Source organism: Chryseobacterium sp. Leaf404 (assembly GCF_001424145.1).
GTDB lineage: Bacteria > Bacteroidota > Bacteroidia > Flavobacteriales > Weeksellaceae > Chryseobacterium.
This window is the reverse complement of the sequence record NZ_LMQM01000011.1, coordinates 129,235-144,835: the sequence shown is the minus strand read 5'-3', so window position 1 is coordinate 144,835 and position 15,601 is coordinate 129,235. Positions and strand designations below refer to the sequence as shown.

The 15,601-nt window shown below is 35.5% G+C and carries 22 protein-coding genes and 1 riboswitch; of the genes, 6 read left to right on the top strand and 16 right to left on the bottom strand.

The annotated features are described in order from the left end of the window. Positions 1-5 precede the first annotated feature (5 nt). Genes ASG31_RS18935 through ASG31_RS18920 form a run of 4 tightly spaced genes read left to right on the top strand, consistent with a single transcriptional unit; the run spans position 6 to position 998 of the window. Complete coding sequence (locus tag ASG31_RS18935; protein WP_231433754.1) at positions 6-203, top strand: alcohol dehydrogenase catalytic domain-containing protein; 198 nt, start codon at positions 6-8, stop codon at positions 201-203. Positions 204-242: 39 nt separating this feature from the next. Then, positions 243-449, top strand: coding sequence for a hypothetical protein (locus tag ASG31_RS18930; protein WP_231433755.1), 207 nt, complete (start codon positions 243-245; stop codon positions 447-449). A 15-nt stretch (positions 450-464) separates the two neighbouring features. Next, positions 465-653, top strand: a complete 189-nt coding sequence (locus tag ASG31_RS18925; RefSeq protein ID WP_231433756.1) for a zinc-binding dehydrogenase — start codon at positions 465-467, stop codon at positions 651-653. A gap of 36 nt (positions 654-689) precedes the next feature. Further along, positions 690-998: a zinc-binding dehydrogenase gene (locus ASG31_RS18920; RefSeq protein WP_317038657.1), complete on the top strand. Its 309-nt coding sequence runs from the start codon at positions 690-692 to the stop codon at positions 996-998. 112 nt (positions 999-1,110) lie between these two features. On the opposite strand, the gene ASG31_RS10470 is transcribed toward ASG31_RS18920, so the two are convergent. From ASG31_RS10470 to ASG31_RS10455, 4 genes are read right to left on the bottom strand one after another with little or no spacing between them, the layout of a single operon-like run. Next, positions 1,111-1,692, bottom strand: coding sequence for a hypothetical protein (locus ASG31_RS10470; RefSeq protein ID WP_056031840.1), 582 nt, complete (start codon positions 1,690-1,692; stop codon positions 1,111-1,113). A gap of 26 nt (positions 1,693-1,718) precedes the next feature. Next, positions 1,719-2,624: a TIGR01777 family oxidoreductase gene (locus ASG31_RS10465; RefSeq protein ID WP_056031838.1), complete on the bottom strand. Its 906-nt coding sequence runs from the start codon at positions 2,622-2,624 to the stop codon at positions 1,719-1,721. A gap of 7 nt (positions 2,625-2,631) precedes the next feature. Then, the gene (locus ASG31_RS10460; RefSeq protein ID WP_056032570.1) at positions 2,632-2,973 is read right to left on the bottom strand and encodes a hypothetical protein; all 342 of its coding nucleotides are present in this window, start codon (positions 2,971-2,973) and stop codon (positions 2,632-2,634) included. Between the two features lie 5 nt (positions 2,974-2,978). Next, a complete protein-coding gene (locus tag ASG31_RS10455; protein WP_056031835.1) occupies positions 2,979-3,575 on the bottom strand; it encodes an HPP family protein in 597 nt (198 codons plus the stop codon). A gap of 445 nt (positions 3,576-4,020) precedes the next feature. Further along, positions 4,021-4,126, top strand: a riboswitch (TPP riboswitch). A gap of 30 nt (positions 4,127-4,156) precedes the next feature. Here ASG31_RS10455 and pnuC point away from each other — a divergent pair. Both pnuC and ASG31_RS10440 read left to right on the top strand, forming a co-directional pair. Further along, a complete protein-coding gene (pnuC, locus tag ASG31_RS10445) occupies positions 4,157-4,753 on the top strand; it encodes a nicotinamide riboside transporter PnuC (protein WP_056031829.1) in 597 nt (198 codons plus the stop codon). Positions 4,754-4,857: 104 nt separating this feature from the next. Then, entirely contained in the window at positions 4,858-5,871 is a 1,014-nt protein-coding gene (locus ASG31_RS10440) for a hypothetical protein (RefSeq protein WP_056031826.1), read from the top strand. Between the two features lie 274 nt (positions 5,872-6,145). On the opposite strand, the gene ASG31_RS10435 is transcribed toward ASG31_RS10440, so the two are convergent. The 12 genes from ASG31_RS10435 to ASG31_RS10390 form a co-directional block, all read right to left on the bottom strand. Continuing rightward, positions 6,146-6,766: a hypothetical protein gene (locus ASG31_RS10435; protein ID WP_056031821.1), complete on the bottom strand. Its 621-nt coding sequence runs from the start codon at positions 6,764-6,766 to the stop codon at positions 6,146-6,148. 159 nt (positions 6,767-6,925) lie between these two features. Continuing rightward, positions 6,926-7,951: a hypothetical protein gene (locus tag ASG31_RS10430; protein ID WP_056031820.1), complete on the bottom strand. Its 1,026-nt coding sequence runs from the start codon at positions 7,949-7,951 to the stop codon at positions 6,926-6,928. Between the two features lie 618 nt (positions 7,952-8,569). Then, entirely contained in the window at positions 8,570-9,094 is a 525-nt protein-coding gene (locus ASG31_RS10425; protein ID WP_157844462.1) for a formyltransferase family protein, read from the bottom strand. Continuing rightward, positions 9,046-9,339, bottom strand: coding sequence for a GNAT family N-acetyltransferase (locus ASG31_RS18735; protein WP_231433757.1), 294 nt, complete (start codon positions 9,337-9,339; stop codon positions 9,046-9,048). Before ASG31_RS18735 ends, ASG31_RS10425 begins: the two co-directional genes overlap by 49 nt. Before the next feature lie 32 nt (positions 9,340-9,371). Next, positions 9,372-10,055, bottom strand: coding sequence for a hypothetical protein (locus ASG31_RS10420; RefSeq protein WP_056031815.1), 684 nt, complete (start codon positions 10,053-10,055; stop codon positions 9,372-9,374). Then, complete coding sequence (locus tag ASG31_RS19080) at positions 10,052-10,180, bottom strand: hypothetical protein (protein WP_262483846.1); 129 nt, start codon at positions 10,178-10,180, stop codon at positions 10,052-10,054. The genes ASG31_RS10420 and ASG31_RS19080 overlap by 4 nt, the downstream gene beginning before the upstream one ends. Before the next feature lie 195 nt (positions 10,181-10,375). Next, a complete protein-coding gene (locus ASG31_RS10415; RefSeq protein WP_056031812.1) occupies positions 10,376-12,745 on the bottom strand; it encodes a hypothetical protein in 2,370 nt (789 codons plus the stop codon). A 2-nt stretch (positions 12,746-12,747) separates the two neighbouring features. Next, positions 12,748-13,518, bottom strand: a complete 771-nt coding sequence (locus ASG31_RS10410; RefSeq protein WP_056031809.1) for a hypothetical protein — start codon at positions 13,516-13,518, stop codon at positions 12,748-12,750. Continuing rightward, the gene (locus tag ASG31_RS10405; protein ID WP_056031807.1) at positions 13,505-13,972 is read right to left on the bottom strand and encodes a hypothetical protein; all 468 of its coding nucleotides are present in this window, start codon (positions 13,970-13,972) and stop codon (positions 13,505-13,507) included. Before ASG31_RS10405 ends, ASG31_RS10410 begins: the two co-directional genes overlap by 14 nt. After that, a complete protein-coding gene (locus ASG31_RS10400; RefSeq protein ID WP_056031804.1) occupies positions 13,962-14,801 on the bottom strand; it encodes a hypothetical protein in 840 nt (279 codons plus the stop codon). The genes ASG31_RS10405 and ASG31_RS10400 overlap by 11 nt, the downstream gene beginning before the upstream one ends. Further along, positions 14,798-15,082, bottom strand: coding sequence for a hypothetical protein (locus tag ASG31_RS10395; protein ID WP_056031801.1), 285 nt, complete (start codon positions 15,080-15,082; stop codon positions 14,798-14,800). Before ASG31_RS10395 ends, ASG31_RS10400 begins: the two co-directional genes overlap by 4 nt. Continuing rightward, complete coding sequence (locus ASG31_RS10390) at positions 15,060-15,599, bottom strand: phage holin family protein (RefSeq protein WP_056031799.1); 540 nt, start codon at positions 15,597-15,599, stop codon at positions 15,060-15,062. The genes ASG31_RS10395 and ASG31_RS10390 overlap by 23 nt, the downstream gene beginning before the upstream one ends. Between the last annotated feature and the right edge of the window lie 2 nt (positions 15,600-15,601).

The following is a 15,601-nucleotide window of genomic DNA, read 5'->3' as shown; positions in this document are numbered from 1 at the left end:
AAGCATTGAGTATCAGCAGTTATAAAAAAGGTGGCGAACTGCAATTGGTAGAAATACCAGAACCGATTGTAAAGGAAAATGAGGTATTAGTTGAAATTCACGCAGCAAGCGTTAATCTTTTAGACTCGAAAATAAAAAATGGCGAATTTAAACTGATTTTACCTTACAAAATGCCACTCATTCTTGGTCACGATGTTGCTTGAGTAATTATTAAGGTTGGATCAAAAGTAAAAAACTTTAAAGTGGGCGATGAAATTTATGTCAGACCTGCCGACTTTCATATCGGAGCTTTTGCTGAATTTATCTCTGTAAACGAAAAAGATATCGCTTTAAAACCTAAAAACCTAACGATGGAAGAGGCTGCCTCAATTCCTTTAGTTGGCTTAACGGCTTGGCAGGCTCTGGTGGAGAAATCGAATGTACAGAAAGGGCAGAAAGTTTTCATTTAGGCAGGATCCGGTGGGGTGGGAACTCTTGCTATCCAGCTGGCAAAATATTTGGGAGCTGCGGTTGCAACTACAGCGAGCGAAAAAAGTTTTGAACTTTTAAAAAAACTTGGCGCTGATGTTTTGATTGATTACAAAACTCAGAATTTTGAAGATGTTTTGAAAGATTATGATGTGGTTTTAAACAGTCAGGATGACAAAACTTAGGTAAAATCTTTTACGGTAGTAAAACCGAACGGTAAAATTGTTTCGATATCAGGACCTCCCACGCCTGCTTTTTCAGCTGAATTTAATCTTCCATGGTATGTAAAATTGGCAACCTTTTTTCTGAGTAGCAAAGTGAGAAGAACTGCAGAGAAACAGAATATAGATTATAAATTTCTTTTCATGAAAGTCAACGGATATAAGCTGGCAAAAATCAACGGCCTTGTAGACGCCGGGAAAATAATACCGGTTATTGATAAAGTTTTTCCTTTTGCGCAGACAAATGAAGCATTAAAATACGTTGAAAATGGCCGTGCTAAAGGAAAAGTAGTGATTAAAATGATTTAATTTACCACACTGAAATTTCATTTAGACAAATCCTTTTTTGTCAGATAATCTGATCATCCAATAACCGGAACAGGAATGGGGAAATTTTCCTTTTTTTTCTAGTTAAAGAAAATTAGTCATACCATTCCTGATCAAAATAGGTCAGCCTTGCGCCATTCAGAAAATCAGACATTGATGTTTTGGCGTCAGCTTTATCATTCGTGAGTTCAAAAAAGTAAGTGACAGAATTTGGGAGGTTACTATTTTTCGAACTTACTTTAAATCTTTTAACGGTGCTGTTTTTTTTAAAATAAGACAGTTCCTGGAGCAGGCTCAGCTTTAGACTTTTAATATCGAAAGCTGCTTTCCAGTCTTTCTGGATTTTCATAAAACGCTTCTGAGTGCGGTCTGTTGTCTCTTCCCTGTATTTTTCTGCCTGATAATCTGAGATGAGTTGTGGGTAAATCAGGCCGTTTTGCAGAATGCTGATCGTAGCTTTATCGCTGGGATCGAAACTCACCGTTTTGTCGTCAAAAGTCACATAATTTTTGTACACAGCTATTTTTCCTTCAAACTTTTTATAGTTTTTCTTCTTGTAATTGTTTTCAAAATGCTCAATAATTTTTTTGTCTTTGGCATTTAATGTTTCATTTTTTTGTGCAAAAACCCCGGCAGTAAAGAAGAGGCAAAAAATGAATGAGTACGTAAGTCTCATGATGTAATAGATTATTTATTGAATTGTTACTTTTTCAGCAGATCTTCCAGCGCCCCCTTTAATTGGGGGAAGTGAAATGCAAAACCTGCTTTCTGAATTTTTTCTGAAGATGCTCTGGAACCTTCCAGAAGTGCAACAGACAGTTCACCAAACATCATTTTCAGAACAAATCCCGGAACATTAGGCATGAAAAAAGGTTTTTTCAAAATTTCCGCAATTTTTTTGCTGAGGATTTTATTAGTGGCATGTTCCGGTGCAACAGCATTGTAAGCTCCAGATACATTGTTGTTTTTCAATGCAAATTCATACATTCCACAGATATCGTCGATGTGAATCCACGGCATATATTGATTTCCAGAACCAACGGGAGAACCGACTCCAAATTTTATGGGTGCTGCCAGTTTTGGTAATGCGCCTTCATTTTCAGTTAAAACCACTGCAGTACGTAATTTTACCACACGCTCTGCAACATTGCTGTCTTTAAAAGCATCAGCAGATTTTTCCCAAAGTACAACTACCTTGCTCAAAAAATCACTTCCTGAAGGATCATTTTCCGTGAAAATTTTCTCAGTTGTCACGGTACCGTAATAATTAATTCCTGAAGCTGAAATGAAAGATTTTAAAATGATATTTTTCTGCTTCAGCGTATTAAGAAGGAGCTCTGCAGAATCTGTCCGGCTCTTTATGATTTCCTGTTTTCTTTCAGGAGTCCATTTTTTTTCAGCGATGTTGGCACCAGCGAGATGAATGATGTGTCGAACATTTTCCAGAGCTTTCTCATCAATGGTTTTATTTTCCAGATCCCATTGAAAATCATTCGGATTTTTCTTTTTCCGCGTTAGAAATCTTACTTCAAAATCGTTTTGCAGCCGTTCTGCAAGTTTTCTGGCGATACTTCCGCCAGCTCCGGTGATGAGAACTGTTTCTTTCATTTTTCAGTTATGAATTTTTTACAATCAAAACAAAGTTTTCTTCTAAAATTTTGTAGCCCTGATCGTAAACAAATTTGTATTCTGAACCGTTTTTATAAACCTTCAGACTTGTGAAAAGATTAAAATCAAATCCCAAGCCATCGAGCTTTGTTTTAGGAATTTTAGTTTTTCCTTCAATATTGATTTCACTCAGAATTCTGTAATTCCTACGAAGTTTATTGTTGATATTCCGCATCAGATTGCTGGAATTTTTGTTTTGCTTATTGTTGAAAGCATTTCTACAGCCGTCGTTACAGAATTTTTTATCAGATCTGCCGATGATTTTTTCACCGCACTCAATACATTCCATACCCATTAATTTTTCATTGTGTGTTTGTGTTTTTTGCGTAAAAGTTTTTTCCACCATGCGCCCGTAGGGTACGTTCGGTTTTTGGTCATATTATTGAATACCAAAGCTACCAATAGCAGGATCAGACATCCTGAAAGTACAGGTGAAAGCACATACCAATATCCCATTTCAGGGATTTTTCCTGTTGATGTTACGGCAATTAAAGCGGTTGCTCCTCCCGGCGGATGCAGGGTTTTGGTATACTGCATCAGGACAATCGAAAATGCTACCGCCAAAGGGGCTGATAGCCATAAAATATCAGGTACAATCTGATAAACAGTAACCCCGACTAATGCTGAGAGTACATGACCGCCAATCAGATTCCGTGGTTGTGCCAACGGACTTTGAATTGCTCCGTAAATCAATACGCTTGATGCGCCGAAAGAACCAATCAGAAATACATTTTCTTCCTGTAATAAATAGTGAGACTGGAAAAACGCAATGAGCCCAATGCCAAAAAATGCTCCTAAAAAAGACCAAAAATGCTCTCTGTAATCTACAAGTGTTTCTCTGTAAATTACGTATTTGGAAACTCTGAGCGTTCTTTTAAGACCTTTTTTCACTAAAATTTTATTTGAAATTTAAAGATACGAAATTTATGCGTTTGAAAACGGCTGAGACCAACTGTAAAATTTTAATTTACGAAAATTTTTAACGGAGTCAGATGCTTTTGAACGTAGATTTTGATGTGCTGAAATCAGTAATAGATAGATGTTTGAAGTCTTTTCCTGATGGCAAACATAGTCTTAAAATTTGCTTTAAGTTTCTGAAAGCCTGTTTAAATTTTTATCAAATTAATAATGATGGTTTAAACACTCTGCGACAGGTTCAGAGTGACACAGTTAAATTGAGCGGTTGGTATTGATCTGTCAGTCTGAGCCTGCCAATGACTCCATTAATCATCCATTAAAATCAATATAATCAAACTGTTCTAATAGTTTTTAAACAGGCTCTAAGTAATACTGTAAAACAAAAATCTTTCATTTTCCAAAAAAAAGTCTCACATTTGCCCTATTAATGGGGTGCTGCCACTGGCGGCTGAGATGATACCCGGGAATTTTTTTCCACACCTGATTCGGATAATGCCGACGTAGGGATTTTTTATGATTTATCATCTCATCATTTAATTTTATAAAAAGTTAATTTGATGCAGGAAATTTTACAACAGACTACCTGGCAGGAATGGCTGGGAGTCAGCTTTTCAGCAGTTCAGGTTTTATTAGCCAGAAAAAACAATTCAAACAATTATCTTTTCGGGATTGCCGGAATTTCACTTTCGCTTTACGTGATGTTTTTAGCCAAACTGTATGCAGAATTTACCTTAAATCTGTATTATCTGGTGATGAGTATTTATGGATGGCTTTACTGGAAGTTTGGTAAGGGGCATTCGGAAACCGTAATTTCTGAAACGAACAATAAGGAAAAATTAATAACCGCTGGAATTGTGGTGGGAACATTCAGTCTTTTCTATATTTTTCTTACCCATTTTACAGATTCTGATGTTCCGATTTTGGATTCTTTGGTCAGTGCATTTGCCTGGGCGGGAATGTGGCTGATGGCAAGAAGAAAAATCGAAAACTGGATCTTATTAAATATCAGCAACATCATCGCAATTCCGTTGTTGATCCATAAAGAGTTGTATCTGTATGCGGCTTTGACGGCTTTCTTATTTATCATTGCTATTTCAGGTTACATCGAATGGCGGAAAATTATTAAATCTAAATCTTTAGAAGTCGATTGATTTTTAAATAATCACGCAGATTTAGCAAATTGAGCTGATTTTTATCTGCAACATCTGACTGATTAGCGAGAGATAAAAGCATTCACTTAAACACACTTCAAATAATGTTTACACCCGAAGAAATCACAGCAAAGATGCATCAGGTTTCAAAAGTTCCTTCTGAGATTATTGACCAGATTCATCAGGAAAGATTGCTTCAAATTTGGGTTCCAAAAAAATATGGCGGATTGGGTTTTCGTTTAAATATAGGTTTGCAAATCCTTTTTGATTGGTCTAAAATAGATGGAAGTTTGGGCTGGATGATCACATTATGTTCTGGTGCCAATTTTTTTTCAAGAAACTTAAAACCAGAGGTTGCAAAGGCACTTTTTTCCAATTCTAAAACCTGTTTCGGAGGAAGCGGAATGATTGGCGGAACGGCAGACAAACAAAATGATGGAACTTTCATCATCAACGGACTTTGGCACTTTGCAACCGGAGCGCCACATTTGAGTCATTTCACGTTGAATGCAAAACTAACAGAAAACGGAAATCCTCTGCTTGATGAATCGGGTTCTGAAATGATAAGGTCGTTTGTTATTTCTAAAGATGAAGTCGAAATTATTCCCAACTGGAAATCGATGGGCATGAAAGCTACGGGAACGTTTTCATTTAAAGTCGAAAATGTGAAAGTTTCTGAAGAATACAGCTTTATTTACGATGAATTTTTCACGGATGATGTTTTAGATAAAATTCCATTCAGGATTTTTGCAGATTTGACTCTGCTGGTCAATTATCTTGGAATGGCGGCGCATTTTTCTGAGGAATCGATTAAGATAAGGCCAAATCTTGATTTAAGTTCAATCAACAAAATGATCAATAATGAACTAGACAAAACTTTTGAATTTGCAAATGAAGTAGAAAATATTCTGAATGATTTTGAAACAGTTTCTTCCGAAAAACGGTCTGAAATTCACATTTTAGCAACCGAATCAGTCAAAAAATTATCGCATCAGATTTTGGAGATTTATTTTCAGTTAGGACTCAAAGCAACGCATACCGATTCTGCAATTTATCAGGTTTTTTGTGATTATTTTACGGCGACGCAGCATTCTAATTTTCGAAGGGAATTTTTGTGATTTGATTCGAATTCAAAGCAATAAATCATCTAAATATTTGAATAAAAGAAACTTAAATATATGAATTATTGCTGTTTTTTATAAAGTACATTTCTGTTTTTATCCCGAACTCAGGTTAATTAGTAAAAAATATATAAATGTTTTTTTTATACTTGTTTAGATTTCTGCCCACTCTTTAATTCTGCTACTAAAATTTTGTGGCTTTGCTATTGTGCAACATGGAAAACCATTCAGACTCAATTTTATCAAAAACTTGTTGAATGTGAAAATTATTTTAGTCAAATTCTTCTTGATACTGATCTTTTTCACTCAAGAGTTTTATTCCGTTACTCCAAATGACTTTATGCTTACTTTTATCTTCCATGTTGAGTGAATAGTCTACCACTTCCACGTTAGTTTTGTAAATATCATCTATGGTTACTAAGCCTACTTTAGTAAACTCTACTTCTTTTCCATATATACTGTTTTCATCCGGATAATCAAATTTTAAATTTTTTCGAACTGTTCCATTCAATGTTATTTTTGATTGTGGTGTAATTTTTTCACGTCCTGGAAAATTGCTGTCACATCCCCGAGTATAAAAATAAATATAGTTATTATTAATCTTTATATTACTATACCAAGAGCAAGTCATCAACCATACGTATATATCTCTTTGTCCGGTATTTTCAATTTCAATTTTTATGTCATAATAATGTACAATTACAGAGTCTGCATCAACGTTCAAACTTTGTTGTTCTATTTGATCTCTTACCCAGGGATCATTTTTACTCAAGGATTTAGTATATTCCTTTTCAAGATTAAGTTTGACCTTTACTGGAATAGTATCTGTATGCTTACATCCAAAATTTAGAGCTAAAACCAATAGGAGAAAAAATATAAAGAGTGATTTCATAGGTTTAAGTATTGTGGATTTATTGTATACAATATTTTGGGGCTCGGAATAGGAGGATCGATTGAAGACGAACTTTCAACTAAAATACAAATTTCTACCAAAGTGCAGAACGTGAACTTACAAATTTCCTATTGATAATACCTTTTTAGCAACAGTATTTCAGTTCCATCTTTTATTGTAATTTTTAATCGTGTCAATTACTGTTTTGTTGATTTGTTTTGATAAAATTGTTTTTTCATCAGAAAAAAAATTAGTTTTATCTTCACTTTCCAAGATCAAAAAAATCTGTTCGTTTGGTGCAAGAAAGCTGCCTTCCGAAAAATAAGAAGTTTTTTTAATCAATTTATCTAATAATTTTTTTCCTTCCTCATTTTTATATTTACTTACCGCTTTTGTAAACAATTCCAATTCAAAAAAAATATCGTCGGCTCTGAATTTTTTACCATTGATCTTTCTATCATAATAGTTTTCCAGAATTTTAAAATATTCAGGTTTCGGTGAATGATTAATAAATTCAATTGCAGAGTTAAAATATGTTGGTTCCCTGTAAATTGAATTTTCTAAGCATTCAGTAATTAATTTTACATCTTCTGGCTTATTGTAATTTGAAAAGTAGGTTAAAAGAGTAATATTATTGTAATAATTGTCTGGTATTTTTTTTTGAATTTCAGCTCTGAGAATCGAATAATATTTTGGTTTTGGATTTTCCTTGTTATTATCAAGGTACAAAGTTAAGTGTCCGCTTAAATGTTTCTTGTTGTCTAAGTCTAAAATGATTTTATCTGAAATGACATCCAGTTGCTTTTGTGAGAAAACATTATTCTTTAATGTAGCATAATAGAGCATTGCCTCTGAAACAGTCATTTCTTGAAGGGTATCGTAGCTTGTTGATATTACAATCTTTTCAGTATTGTTGATGTTTTTAAGAAAAATATGATAGGCTTCCGTTGGATATCTTTTAAGCAAAATTTCATAAAAATAGATAGCAATTTTAGCATTTTGATTTGATGACAATTCTGCTAAGTCATCTTTAGCAAAAGTCTCAGTAATAACGTTTTCAAAATTTTCTTCAAAAATTTCACTTTTTGAATTCTCTATTTTACTCAACAGCGCTTTTTGTTCCGTATTATACTTACAGGAAGTCAATAAAAACAGACAAGACATTGGTGTTAAAAGGATTTTCATTTTATTATGGGTAAATTTTTGGAGTTTGTGATGGTAGGTAAATCAAGGCTGAAACTATCAACTAAAATACAAATTTCTAGTAAAGCGAAGAACGGAAGTTGATCACTTTCCGTTCGCTATTGCCGAACTGTTTTTAGGCGATGTCATAATTTTCGTTTCGATTGTTTCTTTTTTAGTTTTTTATATTTTTTGTATTCAGAATAATTTTCTTTGTTCAAAACAGTTACTGCAGTCCAGCTAACACCATCTTTTGTCCAACTGAAGTATGGTATTTCTTTTCTGAATTTTTCACCGTTTTCCCGATAATTAATAATTTTATCAATTTTCGTTAAGAAGAAATTAATTTTATCAGATTCTTCAAATTTCTCCTGTGATGTAGGCGTCCAATAATATTTAAATGAATATGAGTTTTTATTTTTAATTTCAAATTTGTAAGTAATACCATCAAAGCCTGAACGCCATTTTTCAATTTGATTATCGCTTGGAATGTTATTTATCTTTAATGAATCAGCTATTGCATTATCTCCTTAACATGACTCTATAATCGCCAAAACAAAACGTCAACAAATCTAAAACAAAACGTCAAAAAAAAACCGCGATATGCGGTTTTTTTAATGCTTACCTTGTTTCATAGTCAATCATCAGTAAGTCTGGGCGATAGATATCTTTTACATTCGTGTTGGGCTCAAATGTGCTAAAACGCCTGTCTTGTGGCTTTCTTTTTATTACACCATTTAAAACATCTTTCAACGCCGTTTCAAAGAGTTTTAAACCCATCGGGCATAATTCGTCTCTCCATAATTTTACGGCCGAATTGGACGGTTCTAAATAATAATCAGGAGGAATCCAGCACCAGTCCTGATATGCTATGTCACCTCTGTCGATTCCTGCGTTCAGCCAAAATACCGTACCGCCTGTAATTGGTTCATTCATCCTGATTGCCCATTCGATTGAAGAACGCCCACGGTGCCTGGGTAATAAGGATGGATGGTATCCAAGCCACCCAAGCTTTGGGATGTACCGTGTTTTTTTACCGATATAATCAAAAGAATGCGCCGTAATTCCCAAGTCACATTCCGGCATTTTATCCGCCGTCAAAGTTCCGGCGGGAATAATTGTAACTTTGCGCTGTTCTGCACCCATTTTTTTGAATTTCTTAAATAGCCACATAGTTGCGGATGCGAGGTGTGAAAAAATGTTGGGTATTTATGCCCACATCTTCCGCTACCTTCAAGGTGATACTGCATCACGGAATTTAAAAACGCTGTTCCAACACCCGCACCCTGCCATTCAGGCATTACTACCAAGCGTGTGGCTCTGTACGCTTTTGCAGTGAAAAGCGGACAAACTGCAACGTGACAAACCAATTCTCCTTCCACTGTTCCCACAAAATATTCCGCACAGGGAGGATGCTTCAGGTCTAAATAGTAATGCTCTTTAAAAAACTTCCAGTAACTGCCGTTGACCTTCCAAATGTCGAGTTTGACAGCCGGCCGTTTTGGGACTTTTTTTTTACTTCCGATACCCTCGTATCATAAACCCAGTCCGGCTGCAACCATTCGATAATATCATAATGACACGAAAGCAGTACAATTTGTTTTCCTGTTTTACGCCAGGACTTTGCAAAAGCCGCCGCACCTATTTTAGCTATTTGTCTGTCCACTACGGACGTAAACTCATCAATTACAACTTTTTCTGGTGCATCGCAAATTAACCTTGCCAAACCCGCACGGAACTGTTCGCCGTTGCTTAAAACCTTAAATGGTCGAAGCCAAGAGGGAACATCTCCAAGACCAACCGAAGATAATGCGCTGGTAACGACACTCATGTCGCTACTTGGGGCGATGTCCTCAATAATGGGTAAATCAGGATTCCACCCTTCCGATAGGTTGATAATGCCGTTTTCCCAAATACTTTTTCCGATAGATGTTTTCCCACTTCCGGATGCGCCGACAATTAAACCAATTTGCCAGCCTTCCTCCTCGATTGGTAGTTCTGCAATGTGCTGCCATTCGTGGCCGCTTTCAGCGTTAAATAAACTTTTTACTTTTTCCGAGCGGAACGAATTAAAATTTTTACAACTGTGATTTACTTCTATTTTCATACTGATACTACTTTTAAATCTTTGAAACCTAATTTTTTTAATTTTTCGAAAACCTCTTTTTGCTCCTGTTCGCTTTCGACTTTCACAATAACTGCGTGTTGCTCTTTGTACTTGAAATTTGACATTTATTTTAATTTTACGTTATATTTGCACTTCCTACAGTATTCAACAAAGCCACCCGAAAGAAGACTTTTCGTCCTCCATCGGGTGGCTTTGTTGCTATTAAAATACTGTAGGAAGTTTTTAATTTGGAGGACGTTTTTAATTCATTTCCTCTAAGAATTCATTTTTAGTTGAGTTTTAAAGTACTCCCGAAATAATCAATAAATATCGCTGTCTAAAATTTTGTTCAACCTGCCTTCACCACATTTAAACCTCCAAACTGAACACTTTAAAGCTGTGTTATCCCAGTATTCCGCAAACATATAAGTCTGCCCATCTATCTCGACAACTTCAGGATCTGCTATTTGATCTGTGTTTGCATAAGGTTGGCGCGTTATAGCCAACAAAGGATTATATACCATTTTAAAATATGTAGGGTCTGATACCTCAGATTCTGCATACATCAACCAATTAGGTAAATTTCCCTCCCCACCGTGTAGAAACATTTTAAATTTGCCCGCGTGATAATGGGTATTGTTTCCTCCATACATCGGCGTCATTCCTTTCAGTAATCCAAGGTCTTCAAATACAGCCGTCTCTATATCATCGGATGATGTCCTAAGTAGTTTTGTTAGCCAATTACCTGTGTCTGTATGTCTTCCTTCCGTAAACCAATAGTAATATCCATTTATCTTTTCGGTGATAAAGGTGTGATTTCCGTTTTGGTAAGCAAATGCCCCGTTATCATAGTTATTTTTTACAAGGGTAAAATTTCGACCGTCTGTGGATTTACATAACGCCACCCCGTTTGTTGGAAACCAAAGAGTTACTAACGCGTAAACAACACCATTGAAAATGAAAATGTTACTACATTTGTGAGTAGTTGATGATTTGCCTGTTGTTGTGCCGTTTATGGCACTTGTTATATTACTAACAGTATTTGTTTCAGGGTCATAATCTCCAACTTTAATATGCTCGTGTGAGTCTGAACCTTCATCGAGAGCAGAAAAATAAAACCTTAACACGCCTTTATATCTTAAAACCGTGCATTCTTCTGAATTTCCTACAATACCTTTTACTTTTTCTGGATTATCGCCATTAACTATTATGTCTCGTAAATTTTGACCAATTCCTGATTTCTTCAATCTTTCGCCTATTGACAAATAATCTTTAAAATTGTAAGCATAATAATTTGTGCCGAAATATGTGCTACTGTGAAATCTTATAAATCCGTCAAAATCAGACACGAATTCTAATTCGTGGTAATCACCGTTTAAACCACTAAAAAGTCCAAAATTTCCCAAAACATTGCCTGATTCACTGTATTTAATTCCAATAACAACCGTTGGATTTCCGTACAATCCGACCTTTACAGTTTCCCCAGATTTAACGTAAACCGTAAAATAACCCCAAGCAGGCGTTACAGCTTTTACAGTACCATTTGGGTTGAGCAACGTTCCTCCTGTAAATTTTGAATTATTATAAAAATCCACATCACCTACTCTTTTTTGTAAACCTTCAATCGTTTTGGATTTATACGAATAATCTATACCCGTAGTAAAATAACCAACGATTGGTATTGTGCTTTCGTCAAAAGTACACGATATTTTTTCGTAGTTTGAAATATCGAAATCAAAATCATTAACTGTGGGATAGTCACCTGTAAAACCATTAATATTTAATATATTATCAACGGTACCATCACTTTTAACTCCAATAAGACCGTCAATAATGTTTGCTTCTTTTGAGAACATTGCCGACGTAATGTGCAAAACAGTATATGCGGATATATCATAATCTTTTAGGGTGTGAAGAAAAGAATATGGATTATTAACGAAATTAGGATATTTCATCATCCTCTCGTTATTTACATATAAATTACTTGTACTTCCATCGAAGTTAAAATCATCTTCATAGACTTTGATTAAATCTAATACGCTTCGTACTTCATCATCCTGACCACCAAGATTTACCCAAACATCACTCACCCCCGGCAAATCTCCAACATTAGCAGTCTCACCGTCTTTCAACTGAAACAAACCAACGTTATTAATGGTCTGTACTTTCTCTGTCCCTACATTTTGCAGAGGAAAATCACTTGAAGGAATATCTGAGAAATTTATTATGCTTTTCTTAGCTTGTGGCAATAGTTTCACAATTTTTACAGATATGCCATTCATTACGGCAATTTGTACAAGTCCCTTCAACTCATCAGCGGTAATTACCACTGGCTGTCCGTCAGCTTTCAGAAAATGGGTAAAGCTTCCGGCAACCTCCACATCGTATTTCTCGTAAAGTCCATTAGGAAAGGTTGCCGGATCGTAAACTGTAGGAACTGTTGCAGGTATGGCAATTCCCTTTAAGCCGAAAGAAGCTTGATTTAATGCATCCTGAAATGCATCCATTAGAGAATCCTGAGCGCTTGAATCAAGTTTGTTGTCAAGCTGGGTTTTTAAATCTTTTACGGCGTTGATATCTATAAGTTCGTCTTTGTGCCAGTAAGAGTCAAACCAATTGTAAAATGTTTCTTGAAGAGGTTTTAAACCTCTTTTAAAATTAGTTCGTAAAGTTTGTTTTGAAATTTTCATTGTTATTTTTTGAATATGATGAAATCGAAATTTAAGTTTTGAACGATTTGCGAAACCTCTCTAATCGAAAGATCAAAACCGTTAACATTTTTGTTGGTGATGGAAAATATCACATCATTATTGGCGTTGAAGTCGCCACTGTAATTAATGGTTCCGTACAACATAAAATCGTTTGTTGGCAAAGGCTCGGTGAAAACGATTCTGTATAAATCGTCGCCACCACTTCCGCTGGGAGTAGAGTTAATCAGGTAAATTGAATACCCCGCACCAGTAGTAGTCCAGCCGTTTGGTTTATTGGCAATATCGCCTATAAAAACATTTCCTTTTTTTAGAAATCCAAGAGCATTGATCAGATTGTCGATCTTTGTGTTGAGATTAGTTTCCAGAGTTGTAATTGTTGCAGGCAGGCTATTGAGTGCTGGAACTCTTTTAAATTCCGCCCAGGGAAAGGATGTTGTAGAAAAACCAAATGTGGCATAGCGATTTGTCTCAAATGGCTTGGTGCTGCCGTCTTCAAAATCTGCTGTTCCAATTTCCTCTTTGATTATTACGGTTGTCTGTTTTAAGGCACCTTTAAATTCAAGCATTTCACCATTAATCACGACATATCCATCACCAACGGAAGTTCCCAAATCTTCGCACCCGGAAAGAATAGCTTTATCACCTGCCATTCTCGCTACTCCGTTGTAGATCGAGTAAGCAGATTGAATTTTTGTAAGGATATCTGTAACAAGCTTAAAACCGCCTGTCTGATTAAAATTAAATAGTTTCATCAACTTCTATTTTATAACGTTTTCCTGCCAACTTGTAGAAGTCAACCAGGGCTTTTATTTCTATTTGATAATTTTTAAGTTCTCCGGGAATAATGACTGTGAAATCAATTCCGTTTCCTTCAGTTTCTTCTGATGTGTAGATTATTAATTCACCCAACCATTCCGGTTTCTGTTCCGCATCGGTGTAGATGTAAACAGGCTTTTTTAAAACGCCATCAACGATGGTGATTCTTCGCTGATCATCGAAAGTATCATTCAATATCTTTCGGAGCTTACAGACCTGAGAATTATGCGTAATCTTTGTTATGTTAGCGGTTCGGCTGATGTTGAAAATATTATTCAAATCTGTGATTTCATCAGAAACAAGCGATAAAAATGAACCGATAACAGGCTTTCTCAAAAAAGAAACCCAAGCTTGAAGGATTAGTTTTTGAGCATTTAATTTATACCACATATTCAATCACAGAGTTTTCCCAGTCTATTTCAAAATATCCGCTAACCGGTATTTTTGAAATCTCAATGTTTTCAAAGTTGCCGTACGTTCCGGCATCAGCATCAATCCAGGCAGTTTTTACATTAATTAAATGAGGATTTACAACACCTTCAATAATCTGCAGCTTATCTACTAATTTGTTTAAAATCAATTCTCCATTAAATGGAAGTTCTTTTCTAAACTGATTCAGGGCGTCATTCACAGGCTGATTGCCGTATAAAATGGAAACACCTGAAGAATCCAAAACATTAGGGTCTCTTTTAATTTGTAGAAATAATTGAAGCTTATCCGGCAGATAGTTGATAACTGTTGCCTGTACTCCTGCATCACGTATTTCTGAGATGTAGTACTCAAAAGCTTCTTTCTGATCAGCCGTCACAGGTTGCAAAATATTACCGGATTCGGTGGCTATTTTAATGATTAAACGGCTGTCGTTTTCAGATTCTGTCACAGCGCAATATTTAACGATTTTTGCAGCTTCAATTTCATCGTCTGTATGATTTTCATTATTGAACTGATCTGAGTCTACAATCAAAGAAAAACCATATTGAAATGCCAAAGACATCTTTTTATACCATCTTAAAGTATGCGATTTCTCATCATTGATAATCTGAGCCACCTCCGTTCTGTGAGCTTGAAAAATCTGCTCGTGAACATAGACAGCAAAAGCAAAAACCCAAAGCATATTTCGCCAAATGGATACTTTAGAAGTAGAATCTAAAACATCAAGTGCCGGGTAGGTGGTTTTTCTCTCCAAAAGGCTGTTAAAAATTTCGTCTAATGTTCTCATTGTACTTCAAAGTCTTTTTCGATTTCCCAGTATCCTACACCACCAAGTGGTTTTATCTCAATCACGTTGATATCGAAATCAGATGCTGGAGAAATCTTTTTTAATTTTAGAAAGTTTTTAATTTCTTTATTTTCAGTTCCTGCCAGCTTTACAAGCGTGGGCAGTTCATCCGTGATAGATATGTTATTTTCAAAAGCAATTTGAAACGTGTTTAAAACGCTTCCTGTATGCTGAATTGCGATATCAAGTAAACTTTGTCTATTCAGTATCGTTGCCTCCATTTTTCAAACTTCTTACAGATGATATTGCTGATTTTACTTTTACAAAAATTGCTTTCACTTTAAGTTCAATACTAAATCCTGCTTTCGGCAGATTCTCAAAAAATATTGAATAAAACTCAATTGCACAGGCGATGGCTATTGCTCCCAAAGTGAGCGTGATCTGATGCTCAGTGTAACTTTCGGCCTTAAAGGTTTTAATTTTAAATATGGTCTCAATCCCGTAGGCGCACATGATCAGCAGAAAATAAGTGATACTTTTTACAACGGATTCTCTGATTCGTACACTGGTAAATCCTTTTTGCCAAAAACTGCTCTCAATCTTTGAATTTTTCCACAGGTTCCATGAAGCCAAAACACCGGTTATAAAATCAAAAAGCATCAGTACAAATAGTAAAGAGATTCCCCACTGACAATCACTGAGTGTAATCATTCCAACAGCAGGAACAGCAACAGCCGGTTTCTTTATTGCTGCTAAAATTCCGATTGCGTGCTTTTTATAAACTAATAATTCTTTCATGG